The following is a 22,068-nucleotide window of genomic DNA, read 5'->3' on the forward strand; positions in this document are numbered from 1 at the left end:
CAAAAGTACATTACGTGTTTTTTAGTTTGTTTGAACGAAAGTTCATTTTGTTTTCGTTCTTAAGTTGATGGGCATGTCCAATGACCCTCATTGGTTACTTTATTCTTGATACAGTATTGCGTTTTCAAAACGGGTCTCCAGCTCCCTCTTTCTTTGAACGAGCATCCTTTGAAATCGTAGTCTTAGTCATTCTCGCTTTACCCGTTCTTATATTTTATTTTGCAAAAGAGACAAAAAAGATACTGAACGAAGAATTTATAGAAGCTGCTACAATATTAGGAGGAAGCAAATTTCATCTCGCTATAAAACACATATTTCCAAATATATTTCCTATTCTAATCATTGTCATGATGCAACAATTTGTACAAACTTTAATCATTTTCTCTCATTTTGGTATTTTAGAATTATTTTTTGGTGGTACAATTCTTTTCTACGGAAATGAAGCTGAGTCAGTTAGCAATGAATGGTCAGGTTTAATTGGTCTCTATTTTCGTTCCCTCTCCGTTCAACCTTGGATTCCAATGGTTCCTATTACATTTTTCATCCTGACTATTATTACAGCACATATTATGCTACAAAGGATACAATTAGCATTTGAAAAACGACACATGAAACAAACATCTCAAGAACCAATAGAACAACTCAATACTTCTAATTTTACACAACAATTCCCCGCTAATTCATTTACACTCTATGATGACAAATAGCATTGGAGCAATATATTTCTAGAGGGGAGTGTAAAACATCTTTTTTAGTAAAAAGGGATATTTATATGGAGAAAAAAGTAGAGATATTGAAAAAAACTAAAAGAATTTTAACCTGGGACAGCAGAGGAAATGGATGGTGAAAATTAAATGAAAAATAATTTGTAGAAAGAAGAGCTGATATCGGCTTTTCTTTTTTATAAATATCTTATATAGCTGATTGTTATGCAATAAATGTGCTAGATGGAGACGTTTGGCTCTATTATTCAGAATATCCTTTAGTTCAAATGAAAGATAAAAAATTTCATATGTCGTGGAATGAAATAAAGGTAACTATGGAAATATGGTCAGAAAGTTTTGCGGTTGCTCAAGATAAAGTAGTGTTCATTACTTAAGATAAAAAGTTGGTTGTTTATGATTTAAATAATAATCATGTGCATGATGTGAATCTTCGTAATGAACTAGGAGAACCGATTCAATTTGTTGCTTATTATAGCCGCGGATCTGTTATGTATTTTCAGATGGATGATAGGCTGTATTATGTTGATACAATTAATATATGAGGTGATAAAAAAGCGCACTCAACAATCTGGGTGCGCTTTTTCATAACCGTTATATATTCCTCCTCATCAACTCCCCAACTTGCGTCGCAACATACTCAACATCACTATCAATTTCGTTTAACACGTAAGATTCTAAAATGCCCATTACAGCCGTTCCTAAAAATTTTAAAATGATGTGTTTATCGATGTTTTTATTTATTGATGTGTTTGTGTTTAACTTTTTCTCTATTTCACCCATGATGAAAGTTAATAATTTTTTTTGAAATGATAATGTGCTGTTACTTTTAAATAACGCCGCGAAAAATGGTTTATGTTCTTTGAAGTATTCAAACCATATGATCGTTCCTTCTATAAATCCTTTGTTTTGTTTCTCATAGCATATTTCTTTTAATTGGTCTAAATGATCGTCCACAATTTTATCTAATAAATTGTACTTATCTAGATAATGTAAGTAAAAAGTTTTTCGCCCGATGTTTGCTTTTTCGGTAATGTTTTTTACTGTAATTTCGTCGAAACCATCTGTAATTAACATTTCTATAAATGCCGATTGAATGGCGTTTTGTGATTTTATAATTCTTCGATCGATTTTCTCCATATGGTGTTCCTCCGTTGTTGATACACATATTTCTGTATGTGTGTATTATGACCCAAATGCGTAAATATGGTCATTGAAACAAGTGGTTGCTCGCTTTATTATAAATATACACGTGAGTAATAACTCTCACAAGTGTAAAATTAAAAATGAGATAAAGGTGGTTTTATATATGGCAGTTACGAAGAAAAATGTACGATTTTATGCAAGAGGTTTACAAGTTGCAGGTATTTTGAACATTCCTGAAGGTGCTGAGGAAAAGAAACAAAATGCAGCGATTGTTTGTGTGCATCCAGGTAGTAGCTGTAAAGATCAAACAGCAGGATTGTATGCGGAAAAGTTAGCAGAACAAGGTTATGTAACGCTTGCATTCGATGCATCATATCAAGGTGAAAGTGAAGGGGCACCGAGATATATTGAGGAACCAGCTGCGCGTGTTGAGGATATTCGCTCAGCGGTAGATTATGTAACTACCCTACCTTATATAGATGAAGAACGTATCGGTGTGTTAGGGGTTTGTGCAGGCGGTGGTTATGCGGTAAATGCTGCGATGACAGAGCGCCGTATTAAAGCGGTTGGTACAGTTGTTGGTGCAAATATCGGCCGTTTAAATCGTGAGTCTAACCCGATTGGTGTGTTAGAGGCAATTGGTAAACAACGTACTGCTGAAGCGCGCGGAGCAGAAGAAATGATTACAAATTGGATTCCTAAAAATCAGGAAGAGTTAGCGGCAGCAGGTATGACGGATATAGATATTGTAGAAGCGGTTGAGTATTACACAACGCCGCGAGGTCAAAGTGTGAACTCTCCAAACAAATTAAACTTTACAAGTATGGGATCGGTAATTGGTTTTGATGCGTTCCATTTAGCAGATACGTTATTAACGCAGCCGCTGCAAATTATTGTCGGCAGCAAGCAAGGCGCATTCGGTTCTTATAAAGATGGTCATGAGCTTTATGAGAAAGCAGCCTCAGAGAAGAAAGATTTACTTGTTGTGGAAGGTGCGAGTCACTACGATTTATATGATCAACCAGAACCAGTAAAAATTGCGGTTGAAAAATTAACAAGTTTCTATAACGAAAATCTGTAAAAGGAATGTTGTTTTGCATTGCACCTCTGATTGTTAGATTTGCGTCTAGCAATTAGGGGTTTTTATTGTGAAGATTGCAGTGCTTAATATTTACGTTTAACGTGCATAACAAGATATAATAGAAGAAATACATAAGGAGGCACGCTGTGAAGAATCGTCGTTATTTCAATATATTTACTATGTTACTTGTATACACACTACTTATGTTTTACATCGGCTGGAACGGATGGGTTTGGCTTCATACGGTATTTGGCTGGGAGTCTTGGGGATATTACGCTTTCGTTGTTGGCTTCATTTCATATGCGTACATTCTCGTGCAAGTGTTTAAGTTTTTGCCATTTCTACGAACGATAGGTTCGATTTGGTTTGCGATTATACAATACGCGCTTATGCTATTGCCTTTAGCTAATATTATGGTCTTTCTTTTACAGTTTTCAGTGGGGAAAGAAGCGGCAATTATTTGGACAGGGGCGGCTGTGTTAGCTGCATTTATTTTAATCTTTGCGTACGGAGTATTCAACGCATATAGCCCGGTAGTAAGAAAATACGAGGTGCACATACCGAAAAAAGTAGAGGGACGTAAAAGCTTACGCATTGCGATGGCTTCTGATATGCATTTTGGTAAATTGTCTGGCGTTTCGCATTTAAAAAGACTTGTCCATCATGTAAATGAAATGGAGCCTGATATTATTTTACTGCCAGGAGATATTATCGATGATCATCCAGGTGTGTTCATTCAAAAAAATATGGGACATATTATGAAACAGATGAAAGCTCCACTAGGCGTATATGGTGTGTTAGGAAACCACGAATATTACGGGCGAGCAGTTCCAGAATTTATACAAGAGATGGATAAGATTGATATTCGCATTTTATTAGATGAAGTAATTACAATTGAAGATCAGTTTTATCTCGTTGGAAGAAGAGATAAAACTGAGCGAGATCGCCAAAGTTTTGAAAATCTTATGAGTGCGGTAGATAAAACGATGCCAGTTATCGCAATGGATCATCAACCATTCGAGTTAAAACAAGCAGCGGATGCTGGCGTAGATTTACTATTATCCGGTCATACGCACCGCGGACAAATGGCGCCCAATCATATTGTAACGAGAAGAATGTACGAACTAGATTGGGGATACGCACAAAAAGGTGCATTCCACGCAATTGTTTCTTCTGGTTTCGGATTTTGGGGACCGCCGCTTAGACTTGGAAGTAGATCTGAGGTTGTACAGGTGGATGTTACGTTTGAATAAGTGTATGTAATAGAGAGCTAATGGCTCTCTATTTTTACAAATAAAAAAAGGCTCCATATAAGGAGCACTCAATAAAAATAAATGAATTAAAACAAATAACAGACATGTATAATATACAATATTTTTAATTTAATATCAATATATTAGGATTTAAAACTTTTGTTAGTGTTGATTTTATAAAAGAGGTACGATTATAAGAGGCGGCTAAGATAGAGGGGGATTATAAGTGATCATATCAGATATACTATACGGAGAATTTAAAGTGGATCCAGTAGTAGAAGAATTAATCTTAAGTAAGTCTGTGCAAAGACTAAAAGGTATTCATCAAACTGGCGCAAGTTATTTAGTGAACAAGGAATGGAATGTAACGCGCTTTGATCATTCAGTTGGTGTTATGTTGTTAGTTAAAAAGCTAGGTGGTTCAGTAGAAGAGCAAATTGCAGGTTTACTGCACGATGTATCGCATACTGCTTTCTCCCATGTGGTTGATTACGTTTTTGATAATAGAAATGAAAGTTATCATGAAGAGATATTTAGTTCTGTTGTGAAACACTCAGAAATTCCAGCGATTCTTGCGAAGTATGGCTATAACTATGAAGAGATTTTGTTAGATGATTCGAAGTGGACGTTGTTGGAAAGATCAGCGCCCGAATTATGCGCAGATCGAGTGGATTATACGTTACGAGATATGTATACATATGGGTATATTTCTTTAGAAGAAGCTCACAGTTTTTTAGAAGATGTAATTGAAGTAAACGGAAAAATGGTCCTTCAAAACATCGAAATGGCAGAGTGGTTTACAGAAACGTATTACAAAGAAGTCATCGATTTCTTTATGCAACCAATGAATAGTTACGGAAATGATATGTTAGCAAAAACGCTAAAGTTAGCTCTACACAAAAAGGTTATTCACGCAGATGATTTTCTTCTTGAAGATGATGAGCTAATTTCGAAATTGCAGCAATGTAGTGATCCGGAAGTACATGCTTTAGTAAGCAAAGTTCATCCGAATGTAAAAGTAAAAGAAGATAGAAATGATTATGATTTATATCAGAACAATAAAGTCCGTCTTATTGATCCGTCGTTACTTCGTGAAGGGGAAGTCGTTCCATCGTCTGTTGTGTCAGAAAACATAAGGAAGATGAGTGAGATTGCTTATGAAAAAGCGGTGAGAGGGATGTATGTGAAGGTGGTTTCGGATTAAAAAAGTAGAGCATCACCTCTAGATGCTCTACTTTTCCTACATCACTGATCAAACCAATTCCAAACCTCAATATCTCCAAGAGTCGCATAACGAACGTGAGGCGAGTTTTGTAATTTTAATAACTCTTTCGACGGGCCTGTAATGACAATTCCATATACTTTTACGCCGTTATCTTTTACATACTCATAACGTTTATCTAAGTTCAGCTCTTTTTCAGGAGTCCAAGTAGTTTTGCTTACAGTTTTTTTATGCTCAGAAAGAATGCGCATCATTTCGATTACTTCATCTTCTTTTGTCTTCGGTCGTTCTGCTTCACTATCAGGGAGGTTTATATGTTCTGGAAATCCGATAGCCTCTCCGCCATGTAGGATGAAATCTTCCTCATCTATTCTCTCTTGTCCTGTGTCTAAAGCGTACCATACAGGAGTTGGTGGCATTTCTTGCGCTTCAAATACGCTATATAGTATGGATTCTATTTCCTTTAACGTATATGGTTTGTCAAAAGAAATAGCTACTTCAGCAACGGTTCCATCATGTACTTTTGCAAGTGTATCCCAAACTTTTTTAGACGATTCTTTTAAGTGATCACCTTGTTTTATTTTTGGATGAACAAAATAAAGATTAGAGTAATTCAATTTGTTTGCCCAAGATTTACTTGTAACAGTTACAGACGATAAGAAGCTTTTCGTTGTTACGGTACCGAATTGAACTTCTTTTTTGCCGACAGTTTTAACTAAATTCATTTCATTTTCTGTACGGAAAAAGGGTTTGATTTTTGTACTGCCTCCAGCGGAATGACTATTTGGAATGGTTGCTTCTAGTGCGAGTGCTGGAATCTCATTTACTTCGGCTAACTTTTTCATATTATAGAAGTAAAGAGAAGACGAAAAATGACCGACAAAATAGATTGCTATACAAACAGCAAGGACAAAACTAACGGTTTGCCAACGTTGTTTCCATTTTATTTTCCAAAACGGGACTTTCAGATTTTGTGGTGGTAGTTTTTTCTTTATTGGTTCATTCTTCAAAAGCAACTCATCTAAGTAAGCTTCACACTCTTCACATGTTTCAATATGACTTTCTAACAGCTCCTGTTCATCATGCGTGAGCGTTCCATTTTCGTACTTCTCCCATAATTTTTTAAATGCTGCACAACCCATCTGTATCACTCCTCTATGTTTCTTGCTTCTTTCCGTCCGCGGTGTAATTCAATTTTCACTTTCGCTAATGAGAGACCGGTCATTTCTGCTATTTCCTTATACGAGAATCCGTAGTAATCTCGTAGTAACAGGACATTTCGTCTTTCAAGCGGAAGAGAAGATAAACTGTCTAACCAACTAGCAATCTCATGTTTTACAAAATATTCATGCTCTGTACTTGGCACGTTTGGTAAATGGAATTCTTCTACTGTAGTTGTTTTATATTTTTTCTCTTTTCGATACCAATCGATAAAGGCGTTGTAGGCGATCGTAAATAACCACGGCCTAATTTCTTCTCCTTTATAATAGTCAATATGGACGAGCATTCGGTAAAAGGTTTCTTGCATGAGATCTTCAGCAAAATGAGAATCTCCGGTGAGGGAGAGAAGATAGCGAAATAAATCATGCATATGCTCTGTATAAATGTCTTCTAATGATTGTTTGCGTTTCACTAATTTCCCTCCCTTCATACATAACAACGAAATACATATAAAAAAGTTACATTTGTTTTTAAAATTATAGTAAAAAACGTCAAGAATTGGATAAGATTCTCTTTTATCATAATACATATAAGGCGGGTGAACAGAGATGGAAAGCTATGAAACACAAATTCAAAGGTCCATTGATTATATTGAGGAAGATGTAATGGAAAAACAGACGCTGCGTAATTTAGCGCGTATTGCAGGTTTTTCTGAATCGCATTTTCATCGTGTATTTCAGGCGTTAGTAGGTGATACAGTAATGGAGTACGTTCGAAAGAGGAGGTTAGCCCGGGCAGCTTATCAACTTTCTCATACGAATGAAAAAATTATTGATATCGCATTTGAGCATGGCTTTCAATCTCACGAAACGTTCACGAGAGCCTTTAAAAAATTATTTCAAATGACACCGAGTGAATATCGAAAGCAAGAAATAGAAACACCGATGTATTACAGCGTGAATGTAAAGCAAAGAAAATTAAATCCGTATTTAGGAGGCATACAAATGGAATATCGTATTGTAAATAAACCAGAATTTTTAGTGGCGGGTTATGAACTGAAGACGACAAGTAAAGAAGGGAAAAACCATCAAGACATTCCAGCATTTTGGCAAGAATATTTACAAAAAGATCTTGGAACGACAATTCCGAATCGTAAAGATACGAGCCAATGGGTAGAGCTTGGATTATGTACTGATTTTAATTTAGAAACAGGGGACTTCACGTATATTATTGGAATGGAAGTTACAGACTTTGAAAATGTATCAGATGGAATTGCGAAGCGTACGTTCCCATCGGCTACATATGCAGTATTTACAACGCCGAAAGTTCCTCATGAAGAAATGGTATCGTCTATTCACCAAACGTGGAACGCAGTATTCTCAGAATGGTTCCCCCATTCAGGCTATGAACATTGCGGCGTTACAGAGTTTGAACTATACGATGAGCGTTGCCACGAAGATAAAAGTGAGTTCGCTCAAGTGGAACTTTGGATACCGGTGAAGAAAAAATAATAGAGTGAGGGCGAGTCATTGAGAAATGGCTCGCTTTTTTATTTCGTAAAATTTCAATTGGCGCGGGCGGAATCGTTGTTTTTCAGGAGCTTTGCATATAAGATGGGGTGCTATTTTTGTCGATTTTTGTCGGTAAGTCGATATATTCAGAAAATCGCTGATATATTTTGATTTGCGCCGATATATTTGAAAAATCGCCGATATAATTCGAGTTGCGCCGATATATTCGCAAAATCGCCGATATAATTTCATATACCGCTAAAACAACTCATAAAGATGGTCTACATCATTTCATTTATCGCTGAATTCTCCCAGAATAGAAAAAAGAAAAGACGCCACATAGCGTCTTTTCTATGAACGAAACGGAAACACAAGTATAATTGTTGTTCCTTTTCCTAGTTCGCTATCGATAGAAATCGTTCCGTTATGAGCATGAACGAGCTGTTTCGTAATAGCGAGGCCAAGTCCCGTTCCGATGTTGCTTTCTTCTGTATTTGTTCCTCTGTAATATCGCTCAAATAGAAGCTCTTTCGTTTTATCATCCATTCCTTTTCCGTTATCGGAAATAGATAGTGTAAATGAATTTTCATTTTGCGAAAGTTTTACGATGACATTAGTCGTTTCGTTATTATGTTTTACCGCGTTTACGAGTAAGTTTTCGATAATACGCTGGAACCATTTTTCTTCAATGAAATATTGAATTTTGTTTGAGCTTGGTACAAATTCAATATTTTGATTTTGAAGTGTCGGATTATTAATGAATTGTAATAATACTTTTTGAACGAATTGATTCATTTCAATATTTACGTGTTGCGCAGGAAGACTGTTATTTTTTAATTGATACGTTAAGCTTAAATCATCAATTAATGTCGTCATATATTGAGATTTCTCTTTCATAACACTACCGAATTGTTGAATGTCACGATCAGTCCAGTTGTATTGCTGTGATTCTAGTAATAAAGCATAGCCGTATATAGAGCTTAGTGGTGTTTTTAAATCATGTGTGAGACCGGTAATCCATTCCTCACGTGTTTGCTGCAGTACTTGCCTCATCGCATCATTTTTTTGGAGTGTAATAGAAAGGTGCTCTAGTGAACTTGTAACATCTCGAAACAAGCGGAATGACCATTTTTCTTTACCAGATCGCCTGAATCTGATAGGTTTCCCTTTTTTACTAACAGGTTCTTCGTACTTTCCGCCAGCGATGTTTTTAAGCCAGCGCATCGCATGTAATAACGGTTTTCCAAATTTATTACCGTACCAAATAGAAAGAATGACTAAATAAACAAATACGATAAGGAGGATTAATCCGCATCCGATTAGAAACTTTTTAGTAAATACATCTTCTATTTCATCATCTGGGTAGTAGTGCTCATTTTTGGCAGTTACAACAAGGAGATGATTGCTATTTGTGTCATAAAAGCTAGACGTGTTTTCTTTATGATTCCACGGTTCTTTTTCACTAAGAGCGGCTTGTATAACAGAAAATGTTTTTTTCTTTCCGTTTGGATAGGAGAATACTTCTTCGCCAACGCTATTAAAGATTTGAAGTGTTGCTTTTTCTTTAGTAAGTAAATGCTGTTCTTCTTCTGTTAATGTGAACGAATCTGTAGATACAGAAGGGTGCGTTTTCTGGATTGTTTTTAGTAATTCATTGCTTTTTAACATACTGCCATAAATAACAAGCACATTCTTGTCTTCTAATTCAATTTCCCAATACGTAAATGTATAAGGGCTTTCTATGTGATTCTGTATATATGAGAATAAAGATGCCTTCGTATAAGATGTCGGTACGTCACTAGGTGTATTAAAGTGATAGAGAACTTTTCCGTTTTCCTCTACAACTTGAATCCAATCATTTTTCTCTTTCATTAAGTCTTTTACTTCAGTTTTTAACGAAATATCGCCATCTTCTGAAGAGATATATCTTGCAATCATAAAATTATCAGCATCTGGAATATTCGGTTCATATGAAGTACTAGTAACAAGAAAAATTAAATAAGTGAAAGCAGCTACTACAGCAATTAGTAATGTAACTAAAACAAATACGTGTTGCAGAATAAACTGGATAATAAGTCGTTTATTAAAGTTCATATCGTCACCCTACTTTGTAATGAACTTATAGCCAAGTCCGCGAACGGTTTTTATATATTCTGGTTTACTTGGGTCTTGTTCAATTTTTTCACGTAGTTTTCGAATGTGAACCATAACAGTATTGTCATCGCCATTGTAGGCAGGTGCTCCCCAAACTTTTTCGTATATTTCTTCTTTCGAAAATACGTAGTTCGGATTCTCGCAAAAGAAGAGTAATAGCTGAAATAGCTGAGCAGAACATTCGACAACATGTCCATTCACTGTCAGTTCTGCGGAATCGCGATCAATTGCAAATCTACCAAATGAACTAGAGTGTGCTTTTTGTTCATGTGTCATTACTTGCTTCATATGTCTTCGGAGTTGTGCTTTCATACGAGCTACTACTTCAAGTGGATTAAATGGCTTCGTAATATAATCATCTGCACCGTGTGCAAATCCAGATATTTTATCTAAATCAGATGCTTTAGCTGTGAGGAAGAAGATAGGGCAATCTGTTTTCTGTCGAATGATGGGACAAATATCAAAACCAGATTGTCCAGGAAGCATGACATCTAAAATAATTAAGTCGTAATCGTTTTGCTCTGTGAGAGATAAAGCTATTTCAGCTGATGTTGCAGTTGTAATATGAGAAAAACCTTCTTTTTCAAGAATGGTAGTTAGTAATTGTAAAATTGCTGTTTCATCATCAACGAGCAAAATATTTGCTTCATACATAAAAAATCCCTCCTAATTTCCTCGAATATCATATCATTTTTCGGTAACTTATGGAATTTTTAAGGGAATTTTAAGGTTTTCTTTCTCAAAAAATTAAGAATCAAATGATATGATAAAAGTAACATAGGGGAGGAGATGAGTGTGAATCCGTTTCAAACGATGCGAGCTAGATATTTTTTAATTGTATTTGCACTATTAACTGTAGTTGCAAGAGCCAGTAATGAATTGATAGAAAATACATTTCATATGCAAAATTCTACTTTTATAAATATTCTTATATTCTATATTCTGCCGATTACGTGGATTTTTTTTGAGTATAAAAAACACCGTGTTGCATTTTCATTATTTATTAATAGAAATGAAACATTTAACCTGATGCAAGTTTTATACATTACGATCATGTTATGCGTGTTTAGTTATGGATATCTTATTTTGTACATGTATAGCTTTGCATGGATTACACCGACATTTATTATGAACGCATTACGCGAACCGATTATGGATAGCACTGGAGGATATGTTTATCAAGTTATTATGGTCGTATTCATCGCACCAATTATTGGGGAATTTGTTTTTCGCGGATTTTTACTGCAACGCTTCGCAGCAAAATGGGGAACGAGTATAGCGATCATTGTTGTAGCAATATTGTTTGCATTGTTACACGTTGATTTCCTAGGTGCAATTGTATTTAGCGTTGTACTATCAATCGTATATATTCGTACGAATAGTTTACTCATGCCAATTGCTATTCACATGTTAAACAATGCATTTGTAATCGGTGCTTCTTTTTTAATAAATAAAGAAGAGATAATGAGTTTTGCAGATTTCTCAAATTATACGACGTTCTTTCCAGGACTTATTATTTTTATAACAGGATTAAACCTAGTACTCATCTTTTTATTTGTTAACCGCAAATATTGGAGTAAAGAAATGCCCGCTATATATGTAGAGCAGGAAAAAAGCTTTTCAGACGTCGTGGGGAGTAAATGAGATGAAGAAGACGGTTGAAAAAATATTGAAAGACATTATAGATGCTGCGTCTATTACAGATATGTGTGATAAAAGCGTTTGTCATTGACTTCAACCTGTAGTAGATACGATTGTGTTTCCGGAGTATTTCTCTTCTTATTGTGCTAGGGGTTTTACTAATATTTGGTCTAATAGTAGAAGAAATGATGAAGCGCATCTTCAGAAAAAATGAAGAGAAGTATATGTGGGTTCATAAAATATTCGAGAAAGTAATAGTGGCTTTCCTTTTGTTTTACCCCACTTTAATGGGCAGTAAGACCCCCAACTCAAAATGCAGCGAAAGCAAAGAAGTTAGGTGGGGGGCGGGCTGCCCATAAAAGTCCGATTGGTTCAACTAATAATCAGTGGGGGATGAAGAAAACCCCCACTGATTAAAGTTTCACTTTATAGTATGAAAACAATCATTTACTTTATAGCTTTGAAGCATCATTCATTCTAAATTTGAAAGGGATGTATAAAATTATATGAATGAAACAATATCATCAAATAAGTTTTTTTATTTGATTGTGCTTAGTATTGTGCTAATAACGACAGTCAACGTTATTCTTCGCTGGGAGGAAGCTTATTTCTTTATGTATTTAGCACTTCATTTGCTAGGGATTTTATGTATTAGTGGCGGCGTAGTTGCTGAAAAAAAGAGTGAAGAAAGCGTTAATTATATGTGTGTGACCGGTCTTATTTTACTTTTAGCTGTACAAGGTATTATGAAATATAGTTCTTTTTCTTTACAAGATTTTAGCTTATTAATGGATGTACTTCCTTAAAGAGGCACGTTATGTTATCTAAGAAGCAAATAGGATATGTACTAGTTTTAATTGGATTTTTTACGCTTATTGTAACGACTTTATTTTTTCAAGACTATGAATATATACGCTATATAAAAGCTGGGTTGTAAGTACGTTTCTTATCCCAGAGTATGAACCGAATAAAGTGTCAAAAGGTAGGTAAAACTCTTCTTTATGTAGAAGAGTTTTTTTATGTAAATAAAAGGATCTCGAGCAATTCGCGTAATAAGCTTGTTCTAATTTAGCATGTACGAACTTACAATAATAATAGACAGGCAGCATAGAGGAGGGAATAGCGTGAGGAAGGTTATCGGGTGGTCGCTTTTTTTGTACGTTGGGTTTGCGTTATTTATATATTGGTATTTATTTGGATGGAATCATGAACTAATTCCTGACATGTACAAAGGAACGAGTGCAGATCCAGAAACGTTTATGAATGCAAGAGAGCTTACGCTAAGCCAAGATTATTCGTGCGTGAAAAATTTACTGTATTTTTTAGCGACGCCTCTTGAATGGATTATTTTATTATTTGTACTTGTGCTCGGTATTTCAAAAAAGTTTGAGAAATGGTCGAAGGAAACGACGAAAATAAGTGTCCTGCAAGTTGCGATTTATTTCTTTTATTTATCATTACTTACAACAGTTCTTGCCTTGCCGATGCAATGGATTAGCCGAAAAATTTCCGTTGATTACGGCATTTCAACGCAAAGTACACAAAGCTGGATAAAAGATCATGTTATCGGTTTTTGGGAAAGTTATGCAACTATGTTAATTGTAGTTACGGTTCTTCTCTGGCTTATTCGCAAATTCCCGAAGAGATGGTGGTTAGCAGGCTGGGCACTCTCTGTTCCATTTACAATCTTTTTAACATTCATACAGCCTGTCGTGATTGATCCACTGTATGACGACTTTTCGACGCTAAAAAATAAAGAGTTAGAAACGAAAATTTTAGCGATGGCAGACAAAGCCGATATTCCAGCAAAACATGTATATGAAGTCAATATGTCGGAAAAAACGAATGCGTTGAATGCATATGTAACAGGAATAGGACCTAATTCACGTATTGTAATGTGGGATACAACGCTTAAACAATTAAAAGATAAAGAGATTTTATTTATAATGGCCCATGAAATGGGGCATTATGTTATGAAACATATTTATTGGGGCGTTGCGAGTTATGTGTTGCTATCGTTTATAGGGATGTACCTCATTAGTCGTATTATCAATATGTGTATTCGAAAATGGGGAGATACGCTGCAAATTCCAAAAGCAGCATGTTTCTCAATTTTACCTTTATTTTTCTTAATTTCTTCTGTCCTCTCTTTTGTATCACAACCAGCAACAAACTACGTTTCTCGTATAGAAGAACGAGCAGCAGATCAATATGCTTTAGACATGACGAAGGACGGGAAATCTGGTGTAAAAACGTTTCAATATTTATCAAAAACGAGTTTAAGCCAAGTAAATCCTCCTGCGTTAGTGAAGTTTTTCTTATACACACATCCACCAATTTTCGAAAGAATTCATACGTTTGAACAATATGAAAAGGAAAAGAAGCGGTAGTGTACTGCTTCTTTTTTTATGCGTTATTCGAGTTTTGGAAAATTATAGTGTATAATATATGGAATATTCAGTTAAATGTTTAGGAGGTTAATATTTTGTTTCATTCAAAATCAATGCCGGCTATAAAAATGATCCTTTCGATGTCTATTTTCGGATCAATTGGATTTTTCTCTGTTCAAACAGGTTTACCGTCTTTTGAATTAGTGTTCGTTCGTTGTATTTGTGCGACTATATTTTTAGCATTATGTTGGCTCGTAACAGGACAATATAAAAGTGAGCAATGGAATAAAAAAGAAATCATGCAAATATTAGCATGCGGTGTATTTCTCGTTTTTAACTGGGTATTTCTATTTAAAGCGTTTGAAGTTATGTCGATTACAATTGCAATTTCAGTTTATCATCTAGCACCCATTATCGTATTAATGATTGGTAGTATCGTATTTAAAGAGAGACTTACAATGTTTGCTGTTTTGTCCATTGTCATTTGTTTTATCGGTACAGTGTTAGTGGCTGGAGTAGATGGAAGTTTATCACTTGAAAAACTGATGTCATCTGGCATGGTATGGGCACTACTTGCGGCACTATTTTATGCTTTTACTACTTTACTAGGAAAAGGAATTCAGCATACGAGCGCATATGCGATGACATTTTTACAAACATTTTTAGGTATATTTTTATTGCTGCCATTCGTAGATTTTGGCAAGTTTCAAGGATTAACAGAGATGAACTGGATGATGATTATAGCGACAGGGCTTATACATACTGGATTTGTATATTACTTATTTTTTGACAGTTTAAGAGATTTATCTACTAGAATGATTTCTGTATTAGTATTTTTAGATCCTGCGGTTGCAATACTATTAGATACCGTCTTTACTGGGTTTAGACCGACTAGTATGCAAGTAGTAGGAATTGTTCTTATATTTGTAGGAATTGCGCTAACTTTTCGCAAGGGAACAGAGAAGGAATTATCGATGAAGGAAAGTGCTAATTTATAATGTTGAAAAGAAGCAACTATATACGATTTGCGTCTTTTTGTGTTAATAAAGTGAAATTTAAAAATGTAAAGGAGTTCACAAAGAGATTGTAGAATTTTTAATATATAACACCTTAGATGTGACAGCTTCCTTTTTGAAATAAGAAAGAAGGAGGTATAAAGCAGAAAGGTAATCGAAATGTTCCTTCTAGAAGATGTGCATTTTATCTTACATTCACCAACAAATTAATACTCCTGAAATAATGAAGTTCATTTTATTTGAAAATACTACATATGTAGTATGGATAACTTCGTATTATCTATTATTTTTCTATTTAACATAAAATGGAAATAGGGAGAGAGGACAATGAAGAAAAAAATATTGGGTGTAATGATGATTGCGACAATGGCAGGTGGTATATTTGCAGGGACGAATGTGGCCCCTGTAAAAGCGGAAGAATATCCGGAAATGATTGTATTTGATGATGTTCCATACGGATTTTGGGCATATGATGCTATTTTAGATTTAGCTTATAATAAAATTATAGTTGGATACGGAAATGGAAAGTACGATGTTGGAGACCTTACAACACGTGAACAAGTAGCTGGGGTTATTTACAAAACACTTGAAATGAAAGACGAAGGGGCAATAGCGAATCCATACAAAGACATTTCTGGCAGTTCAACTGATTTTCAAAAGGAAATTTTAGCGTTAACAAAACGTGGCGTTTTTAAAGGTGATACAAATGGAAACTTTAGACCGAAAGCGCCAATTACTCGAGCTGAAATGGCAGTAGTACTTCAAAAGGCATATACTTTCAAAGCAAAACAAAAGCATACATTTAAAGATGTACCAAAAGGACATTGGGCAGAAGAGGCAATTAGTGCACTGCAATCCAATCAGGTTGTGACAGGAACTGGAAAAGGTATGTATGACTTAAATCGCCCTGTACCGAGAGAACAATATGCTCAGTTTATAAACAATGCGATTATTAATTATCATTTGAAAGAGGACTGGAAATAGAGTGAAATAGGAAAGCACAAATAGAACTATTTGTGCTTTTTTGTTTGTTCGTATCAGAATTATTATTCGTTTTTATGTATTTTTATTTTTGTACATAAGCTTTATAATCAACTCCGTAAAAAAGACATGATGTGTAATATGATTCACAGAAATGTCACGAAATTTGTCGAAAGATCTATTGTCACTATATCATTTGTTATGTATATTTTTAAAAAAACATATACATATTGGGGAGATAATTTGATGAGTAAAAAATTATTAAAAACAGCTACGGCATTAACAATTATGGGTGGAGTGTTATTCTCAGCAGAGAGTAATTATGTAAAAGCGGAAAGTGCACCGCTACAAAATACAAATCCAATTGTATTTAAAGATGTACCAAAAGGACATTGGTCAGAAGAAGCAATTCATAATTTAGCGGCAAACGAAATTATATTTGGATATGGGGATGGAATTTTCGGTTTTGGAGATGACGTAACACGTGAACAAGTTGCAGCTCTAATTTATCGTGTGTTTGATATAGAAGAACAAGATGAATATGAAAACCCATATGGAGATATTGATGAAAATTCAACAAACTTTATTGAAGAGATATTAGCTTTAACGGAACTAGAAATTTTCATGGGAGACGAGCATGGAAACTTTAGACCGAAAGCAACGTTAACTCGTGCAGAAATGGCGCAAGTTCTTACGAATGCTTTTGATTTACAGGCGAAGGGATCGCATACGTTTAATGATGTTCCAGCAAATTCATGGGCAAAGAATGCAATTAGTGCAATACAAACAAATGGTATTACAGCGGGAATTGGCGATAATAAATTTGGCCCATCTATGAAAGTAACAAGAGAACAATACGCACAGTTTTTATACAAAGCAATGTTGCATGGTGCTAAAGAAGAACAGCAATAATTAAATAAGTAAAATAGAATGTATAAAAAGGTCATTGTTGTATAACAGTGGCCTTTTTTGTATGGAATAAAGCGCGAAAGAAAGGCATTTTGAAAAAAAACGAAATGAATTTTCAAAAAAAACTTCCTTTTCTGAAGATTTGTTATATAATATAAAACATAAAATCAAATCTGTTATAAAACAGTTTAAGAAGGGGATGCTAATATGTCGACGCAAACTTCACGGGTTACACTCGTGGGAGAAATGTTACCAGCGTACAACGAAATATTGACACCTGAGGCGCTTAGTTTTTTGAAGGAACTACATGAAAATTTCAATGAGCGCCGCATAGAACTTTTACAAAAACGTGTGGAAAAACAACAGAAAATTGATGCAGGAGAGTTTCCGAAGTTTTTAGAAGAAACGAAGCACATACGTGAAGCGGATTGGACAATTGCTAAATTGCCAAAAGATTTAGAGGATCGCCGCGTAGAGATTACTGGTCCAGTAGATAGAAAGATGGTTATTAACGCTTTAAATTCAGGAGCACATCTTTTTATGGCGGATTTTGAAGATTCGAATTCACCAACTTGGGAAAATGCAATTGAAGGTCAAATAAACTTACGAGATGCAGTAAAGGGAACGATTTCACATAAAAATGAAAACGGAAAAGAATATCGTTTAAATAGTAAAACAGCTGTATTAATTGTGCGTCCAAGGGGATGGCATTTAGAAGAAAAACATATGCAAGTTGATGGAAAAAATATGTCTGGTAGTTTAGTAGATTTCGGACTTTATTTTTTCCATAATGCGAAAGCTCTTTTAGAAAAAGGAAGCGGTCCATACTTTTACTTACCGAAAATGGAAAGCTATTTAGAAGCAAGATTATGGAATGATGTTTTCGTATTTGCTCAAAAATATATTGGTATTCCAAATGGAACGATCAAAGCAACGGTGTTACTGGAAACGATTCACGCTTCGTTTGAAATGGAGGAAATTTTGTATGAGCTTAAAGATCATTCTGCTGGATTAAATTGCGGAAGATGGGATTATATTTTTAGTTTTCTAAAAGCTTTCCGTAATCATAATGAATTTTTACTTCCTGATAGAGCGCAAGTCACGATGACGGCGCCGTTTATGCGCGCGTATTCTTTGAAAGTCATTCAAACTTGTCATCGCCGTAATGCACCAGCTATTGGAGGGATGGCAGCACAAATTCCGATTAAAAACAATCCAGAAGCGAATGAAGCAGCTTTTGAAAAAGTGCGTGCGGATAAGGAGCGCGAAGCTTTAGACGGTCATGATGGGACTTGGGTTGCCCACCCGGGACTTGTACCAGTCGCGATGGAAGTATTTAATCACATTATGAAAACGCCAAATCAAATTTTTAGAAAACGTGAAGAAATACATGTTACAGAAAAGGATTTATTAGAAGTACCAGTGGGAACGATTACAGAAGAGGGTCTTCGTCTGAATATTAGCGTAGGTATTCAATATATTGCATCTTGGTTAAGCGGCCGGGGAGCAGCACCAATTTATAACTTAATGGAAGATGCAGCAACAGCGGAAATTTCTAGGGCACAAGTATGGCAATGGATTCGCCATGAAGGTGGAAAATTAAATGATGGTCGTAATATTACACTTGAATTAATGGAAGAGCTAAAAGAAGAAGAGTTAGCAAAAATAGAAAGAGAGATTGGTAAAGAAGCCTTTAAGAAAGGGAGATTCCAAGAGGCAACAACGTTATTTACAAATCTCGTTCGGAATGATGAATTTGTACCATTTTTAACATTACCGGGTTATGAAATTTTATAAAAAGTGAAAAGGGGATGGAACAAATGAAAAACGAAAGAATCGAGAAATTACAAGAGAGCTGGGAATTAGATACGCGTTGGAAAGGGATCACACGTCCATATTCGGCAGAAGATGTAATTCGCCTGCGTGGATCAATTGATATTGAGCATACATTAGCGCGCCGCGGTGCTGAAAAGCTTTGGGCGTCGCTTCATACGGAAGATTATATTAACGCACTTGGCGCATTAACAGGAAACCAAGCGATGCAACAAGTAAAAGCTGGGTTAAAAGCAATTTATTTAAGTGGATGGCAAGTAGCAGCAGATGCAAACCTTTCTGGACATATGTATCCAGACCAAAGTTTATATCCAGCGAACAGCGTACCTGCTGTAGTAAAACGAATTAATCAAACGCTTCAACGTGCGGATCAAATTCAGCATATGGAGGGAAGCGGTGATACAGATTATTTCGTGCCAATTGTAGCAGATGCAGAAGCTGGATTTGGCGGACAATTAAACGTATTTGAGCTGATGAAAGGTATGATTGAAGCAGGTGCATCAGGTGTGCACTTCGAAGATCAATTATCTTCAGAGAAAAAATGCGGGCATTTAGGCGGAAAAGTATTACTACCGACGCAAACAGCGGTACGTAATTTAATTTCAGCACGCCTTGCTGCTGACGTAATGGGAGTGCCGACAATTATCGTTGCAAGAACAGATGCGGATGCAGCTGATTTAATTACGAGTGATATTGATCCGGTTGATAAAGCGTTTATTACAGGAGAAAGAACACCAGAAGGATTTTATCGTACGAAGGCGGGCCTTGATCAAGCGATTGCACGTGGTTTAGCATACGCTCCTTATGCAGACCTTGTTTGGTGCGAGACGTCTGAACCAAATTTAGAAGATGCAAAACGATTTGCGGAAGCAATTCATAAAGAACATCCAGGGAAATTGCTTGCATACAACTGTTCACCTTCATTTAACTGGAAACAAAAACTAGATGAGAAAACAATTGCGAGCTTCCAAAAAGAAATCGCATCTTACGGTTATAAGTTCCAGTTCGTAACACTTGCTGGATTCCACTCATTAAACTACGGCATGTTCGAATTAGCACGCGGCTATAAAGAGCGCGGCATGGCAGCGTACTCTGAACTACAACAAGCGGAATTCGCAGCAGAAAAACACGGCTACTCTGCAACTCGCCATCAACGAGAAGTAGGAACAGGTTACTTTGATGAAGTAGCACAGGTGATTACAGGTGGTACTTCATCAACGACAGCATTAAAAGGATCTACAGAAGAAGCACAATTTACGAAATAAAAGGAAGGGGCCCCTTTTTGAAGGATGCCCCTTATTATTTTTCGCACGATTCGAGAGTAAATGAAAATATATCAACGATTTTTCAAATATATCGACGATTCGACAAAAAATATCGACTTACCGACAAAAAAAGACAATATGATCAAATCCACTCAGCTCCATGATCACGAATAAACTTCATATCTTTTTCATAATGCTCTAAATGTCCTTCATCAATCATTCTTTGGAAATTCAAGTCGCCTTCTTGCGCTTTTCTTTTCATATACGTACATAACGCTTCTAGGCGTAGTAGTACCATTCCTAAGTAATCTTCGTCCATACTTTTCTCGTAGGACTGAACAAACAATTGCACTCTTTCTTTTATATGATCAGCATGTTGTGTTGATTCATAACGAATTGCCTCGCCTGATTCCGTATAATACACTCTACTTAAAGGCACACAAGTATAAAGCGTATAAGCGATATCCCAAATTCTTGGGCCAGGAGCAGCAACATCGAAATCAATAATACCTACTGGTTTCTCGTTATTAAATATAATGTTATATACAGCAAAATCATTGTGGCATAAAACCTCAATGTTATTTGGGGTATGGTCCATAGGTTTCCAATCATCTAATAACGGAAAGTCACTTACCGCATCATGATAAAGGCGAAGCATCTTTGCTATTTCTTTTAACACATCATTAGATCGCATATATTCTTTTAAAGGATAATTTCCAGCATCTCCTTCAATAAAAGATAAAATCTCTCTATTTTTCTCATCTATACCTAAAAACTTTGGTGCGTAATGAAAACCTTTGTTTTCTAAATGCTGTAATAACTTATGAACTTTTGCACTGTCTGGCTTCAATTCTCGTCGAACAGTATTTTTAGAACGATATACGTTTGAGACGTTTCCCCCTGTAAGCTTTTCTTCTTTGGCGTAGTTTGACATGTGAAAATTCCCCCTGTGATTAAAAAATCCAATTCCAAATAGTGAATAGACCAACAATAGAGATAATTATATTTTATAAGAAATACTAAAAATTAGAAATTCTATTTTCAAAAAAGATTGTACATTTTATTTTAAGTATGCTATGATAGTGTCAGTTGAATAGTTAAATTAAGCAATCCATATATTATCAAGTGCTGAAAACGAACGAGAAAAAGTATGTGAGAACTAGTTTATGTTTCGTATTTGATAATGTGTGGATTCTTTTTTTAGATAGGAAAACTAAAAATTTAAAAAAATGTATTTTCTTAGGAGGAAATAATCATGGCAGTAACAGGACAAGTAAAATGGTTTAACAACGAAAAAGGCTTCGGTTTCATCGAAGTTCCAGGCGAAAACGACGTATTCGTACACTTCTCTGCAATCGAAACTGAAGGTTTCAAATCTCTAGAAGAAGGTCAAAAAGTTAGCTTCGAAATCGAAGAAGGTAACCGTGGACCTCAAGCTAAAAACGTAATCAAACTATAATTTTATAGTTTATTATGGAAAAAGGATGGCAGCTGCCATCCTTTTTTGTTGTGGAGAAAGTCTTTCCATCTTAAAATTCGGCGGGAGACCAACTCCCTGTTAACGCCCAATTGTTGAGGGCTGATTAAAGTTTCACTTTATAAATAAGAAAGTATTAAGTTTATTTGTTCTTAATTTTTTTCTTTACAATTCATTTTTTATCCCGCGTTAACGGGCAGTAAGACCCCCACCTCAAAATTCAGTGGAAGCAAAGAAGTTAGGTGGGGGATCAACTGTCCGTAAAAGTCCGATTGGTGAGGGCTGATAATCAGTGGGGGATGAACA

The 22,068-nt window shown here is 35.6% G+C and carries 21 protein-coding genes and 2 pseudogenes; 17 read left to right on the plus strand and 6 right to left on the minus strand.

The annotated features are described in order from the left end of the window. Window positions 1-80: 80 nt before the first annotated feature. Complete coding sequence (locus tag PDQ68_RS21690) at window positions 81-707, plus strand: ABC transporter permease subunit (RefSeq protein ID WP_270786955.1); 627 nt, start codon at window positions 81-83, stop codon at window positions 705-707. A gap of 209 nt (window positions 708-916) precedes the next feature. Continuing rightward, window positions 917-1,267 (plus strand): annotated as a pseudogene (locus PDQ68_RS28900) (hypothetical protein); the annotation flags it as partial. Between the two features lie 49 nt (window positions 1,268-1,316). Here the strand turns inward: PDQ68_RS28900 and PDQ68_RS21700 are convergent. Further along, a complete protein-coding gene (locus PDQ68_RS21700; protein ID WP_000411002.1) occupies window positions 1,317-1,862 on the minus strand; it encodes a TetR/AcrR family transcriptional regulator in 546 nt (181 codons plus the stop codon). A 169-nt stretch (window positions 1,863-2,031) separates the two neighbouring features. Here PDQ68_RS21700 and PDQ68_RS21705 point away from each other — a divergent pair, with 169 nt between their 5' ends. The 3 genes from PDQ68_RS21705 (at window position 2,032) to PDQ68_RS21715 (ending at window position 5,406) form a co-directional block, all read left to right on the plus strand. Then, window positions 2,032-2,949, plus strand: coding sequence for an alpha/beta hydrolase (locus PDQ68_RS21705; RefSeq protein WP_061183266.1), 918 nt, complete (start codon window positions 2,032-2,034; stop codon window positions 2,947-2,949). A 146-nt stretch (window positions 2,950-3,095) separates the two neighbouring features. Then, the gene (locus PDQ68_RS21710; protein ID WP_061183265.1) at window positions 3,096-4,202 is read left to right on the plus strand and encodes a metallophosphoesterase; all 1,107 of its coding nucleotides are present in this window, start codon (window positions 3,096-3,098) and stop codon (window positions 4,200-4,202) included. Window positions 4,203-4,428: 226 nt separating this feature from the next. Beyond that, window positions 4,429-5,406: an HD domain-containing protein gene (locus PDQ68_RS21715; RefSeq protein ID WP_061183264.1), complete on the plus strand. Its 978-nt coding sequence runs from the start codon at window positions 4,429-4,431 to the stop codon at window positions 5,404-5,406. Between the two features lie 41 nt (window positions 5,407-5,447). On the opposite strand, the gene PDQ68_RS21720 is transcribed toward PDQ68_RS21715, so the two are convergent. Both PDQ68_RS21720 and PDQ68_RS21725 read right to left on the minus strand, forming a co-directional pair. Then, complete coding sequence (locus tag PDQ68_RS21720) at window positions 5,448-6,566, minus strand: anti-sigma factor (protein ID WP_061183263.1); 1,119 nt, start codon at window positions 6,564-6,566, stop codon at window positions 5,448-5,450. 5 nt (window positions 6,567-6,571) lie between these two features. Next, complete coding sequence (locus PDQ68_RS21725) at window positions 6,572-7,075, minus strand: RNA polymerase sigma factor (RefSeq protein WP_153016934.1); 504 nt, start codon at window positions 7,073-7,075, stop codon at window positions 6,572-6,574. Window positions 7,076-7,193: 118 nt separating this feature from the next. On the opposite strand from PDQ68_RS21725, the gene PDQ68_RS21730 reads away from it, so the two are divergent. After that, entirely contained in the window at window positions 7,194-8,096 is a 903-nt protein-coding gene (locus tag PDQ68_RS21730; protein ID WP_061183261.1) for an AraC family transcriptional regulator, read from the plus strand. A 351-nt stretch (window positions 8,097-8,447) separates the two neighbouring features. Here the strand turns inward: PDQ68_RS21730 and PDQ68_RS21735 are convergent, their stop codons facing one another. Together PDQ68_RS21735 and PDQ68_RS21740 are read right to left on the minus strand one after the other, a co-directional pair. Beyond that, the gene (locus PDQ68_RS21735) at window positions 8,448-10,190 is read right to left on the minus strand and encodes a sensor histidine kinase (RefSeq protein WP_016716771.1); all 1,743 of its coding nucleotides are present in this window, start codon (window positions 10,188-10,190) and stop codon (window positions 8,448-8,450) included. A gap of 9 nt (window positions 10,191-10,199) precedes the next feature. Further along, window positions 10,200-10,904, minus strand: a complete 705-nt coding sequence (locus PDQ68_RS21740; protein WP_000272683.1) for a response regulator transcription factor — start codon at window positions 10,902-10,904, stop codon at window positions 10,200-10,202. A 141-nt stretch (window positions 10,905-11,045) separates the two neighbouring features. Between PDQ68_RS21740 and PDQ68_RS21745 the strand changes: the two genes are divergently transcribed. From PDQ68_RS21745 to aceA, 10 genes and pseudogenes are all read left to right on the plus strand, one after another. Next, entirely contained in the window at window positions 11,046-11,894 is an 849-nt protein-coding gene (locus PDQ68_RS21745) for a CPBP family intramembrane glutamic endopeptidase (protein WP_061183260.1), read from the plus strand. Between the two features lies 1 nt (window position 11,895). Beyond that, a pseudogene (locus tag PDQ68_RS21750) lies at window positions 11,896-12,250 on the plus strand (hypothetical protein). 147 nt (window positions 12,251-12,397) lie between these two features. Further along, window positions 12,398-12,697 (plus strand): hypothetical protein, encoded by a 300-nt coding sequence (locus tag PDQ68_RS21755; protein ID WP_001006054.1) that lies wholly within the window; start codon window positions 12,398-12,400, stop codon window positions 12,695-12,697. Window positions 12,698-12,708: 11 nt separating this feature from the next. After that, a complete protein-coding gene (locus PDQ68_RS21760) occupies window positions 12,709-12,828 on the plus strand; it encodes a Trifolitoxin immunity domain protein (protein ID WP_162531936.1) in 120 nt (39 codons plus the stop codon). Between the two features lie 187 nt (window positions 12,829-13,015). Then, a complete protein-coding gene (locus tag PDQ68_RS21765) occupies window positions 13,016-14,281 on the plus strand; it encodes a M48 family metallopeptidase (RefSeq protein ID WP_061183259.1) in 1,266 nt (421 codons plus the stop codon). 95 nt (window positions 14,282-14,376) lie between these two features. Beyond that, window positions 14,377-15,279 (plus strand): DMT family transporter, encoded by a 903-nt coding sequence (locus tag PDQ68_RS21770; protein WP_270786957.1) that lies wholly within the window; start codon window positions 14,377-14,379, stop codon window positions 15,277-15,279. A gap of 345 nt (window positions 15,280-15,624) precedes the next feature. Further along, window positions 15,625-16,281 (plus strand): S-layer homology domain-containing protein, encoded by a 657-nt coding sequence (locus PDQ68_RS21775; RefSeq protein ID WP_061183257.1) that lies wholly within the window; start codon window positions 15,625-15,627, stop codon window positions 16,279-16,281. A 138-nt stretch (window positions 16,282-16,419) separates the two neighbouring features. After that, complete coding sequence (locus PDQ68_RS21780; protein WP_162839807.1) at window positions 16,420-17,190, plus strand: S-layer homology domain-containing protein; 771 nt, start codon at window positions 16,420-16,422, stop codon at window positions 17,188-17,190. A 204-nt stretch (window positions 17,191-17,394) separates the two neighbouring features. Continuing rightward, window positions 17,395-18,984 (plus strand): malate synthase A, encoded by a 1,590-nt coding sequence (gene aceB, locus PDQ68_RS21785; protein ID WP_061183256.1) that lies wholly within the window; start codon window positions 17,395-17,397, stop codon window positions 18,982-18,984. A gap of 23 nt (window positions 18,985-19,007) precedes the next feature. After that, on the plus strand, window positions 19,008-20,285 hold the full coding sequence (gene aceA / locus PDQ68_RS21790; protein WP_000787356.1) for an isocitrate lyase: 1,278 nt from the start codon (window positions 19,008-19,010) through the stop codon (window positions 20,283-20,285). Window positions 20,286-20,427: 142 nt separating this feature from the next. On the opposite strand, the gene PDQ68_RS21795 is transcribed toward aceA, so the two are convergent. Next, window positions 20,428-21,219: a phosphotransferase gene (locus PDQ68_RS21795; RefSeq protein WP_061183255.1), complete on the minus strand. Its 792-nt coding sequence runs from the start codon at window positions 21,217-21,219 to the stop codon at window positions 20,428-20,430. Between the two features lie 321 nt (window positions 21,220-21,540). Between PDQ68_RS21795 and cspA the strand changes: the two genes are divergently transcribed. Continuing rightward, complete coding sequence (gene cspA / locus PDQ68_RS21800; protein ID WP_000301522.1) at window positions 21,541-21,744, plus strand: RNA chaperone/antiterminator CspA; 204 nt, start codon at window positions 21,541-21,543, stop codon at window positions 21,742-21,744. Window positions 21,745-22,068: the final 324 nt, after the last annotated feature.

It is taken from the genome of Bacillus cereus group sp. Bc010, from assembly GCF_027716745.1.
GTDB classification, from domain to species: domain Bacteria; phylum Bacillota; class Bacilli; order Bacillales; family Bacillaceae_G; genus Bacillus_A; species Bacillus_A pacificus.

Bases quoted from the DNA above. Each gene is read 5' to 3' on its own strand.
- PDQ68_RS21775 (WP_061183257.1), top strand. From the start codon at position 15,625: ATGAAGAAAAAAATATTGGGTGTAATGATGATTGCGACAATGGCAGGT.
- PDQ68_RS21730 (WP_061183261.1), top strand. From the start codon at position 7,194: ATGGAAAGCTATGAAACACAAATTCAAAGGTCCATTGATTATATTGAG.
- PDQ68_RS21780 (WP_162839807.1), top strand. From the start codon at position 16,420: ATGATTCACAGAAATGTCACGAAATTTGTCGAAAGATCTATTGTCACT.
- PDQ68_RS21755 (WP_001006054.1), top strand. From the start codon at position 12,398: ATGAATGAAACAATATCATCAAATAAGTTTTTTTATTTGATTGTGCTT.
- aceA (WP_000787356.1), top strand. From the start codon at position 19,008: ATGAAAAACGAAAGAATCGAGAAATTACAAGAGAGCTGGGAATTAGAT.
- PDQ68_RS21690 (WP_270786955.1), top strand. From the start codon at position 81: ATGACCCTCATTGGTTACTTTATTCTTGATACAGTATTGCGTTTTCAA.
- PDQ68_RS21705 (WP_061183266.1), top strand. From the start codon at position 2,032: ATGGCAGTTACGAAGAAAAATGTACGATTTTATGCAAGAGGTTTACAA.
- PDQ68_RS21740 (WP_000272683.1), bottom strand. From the start codon at position 10,904: ATGTATGAAGCAAATATTTTGCTCGTTGATGATGAAACAGCAATTTTA.
- cspA (WP_000301522.1), top strand. From the start codon at position 21,541: ATGGCAGTAACAGGACAAGTAAAATGGTTTAACAACGAAAAAGGCTTC.
- PDQ68_RS21720 (WP_061183263.1), bottom strand. From the start codon at position 6,566: ATGGGTTGTGCAGCATTTAAAAAATTATGGGAGAAGTACGAAAATGGA.
- PDQ68_RS21725 (WP_153016934.1), bottom strand. From the start codon at position 7,075: ATGAAGGGAGGGAAATTAGTGAAACGCAAACAATCATTAGAAGACATT.
- PDQ68_RS21795 (WP_061183255.1), bottom strand. From the start codon at position 21,219: ATGTCAAACTACGCCAAAGAAGAAAAGCTTACAGGGGGAAACGTCTCA.
- PDQ68_RS21700 (WP_000411002.1), bottom strand. From the start codon at position 1,862: ATGGAGAAAATCGATCGAAGAATTATAAAATCACAAAACGCCATTCAA.
- PDQ68_RS21735 (WP_016716771.1), bottom strand. From the start codon at position 10,190: ATGAACTTTAATAAACGACTTATTATCCAGTTTATTCTGCAACACGTA.
- PDQ68_RS21760 (WP_162531936.1), top strand. From the start codon at position 12,709: ATGTTATCTAAGAAGCAAATAGGATATGTACTAGTTTTAATTGGATTT.
- aceB (WP_061183256.1), top strand. From the start codon at position 17,395: ATGTCGACGCAAACTTCACGGGTTACACTCGTGGGAGAAATGTTACCA.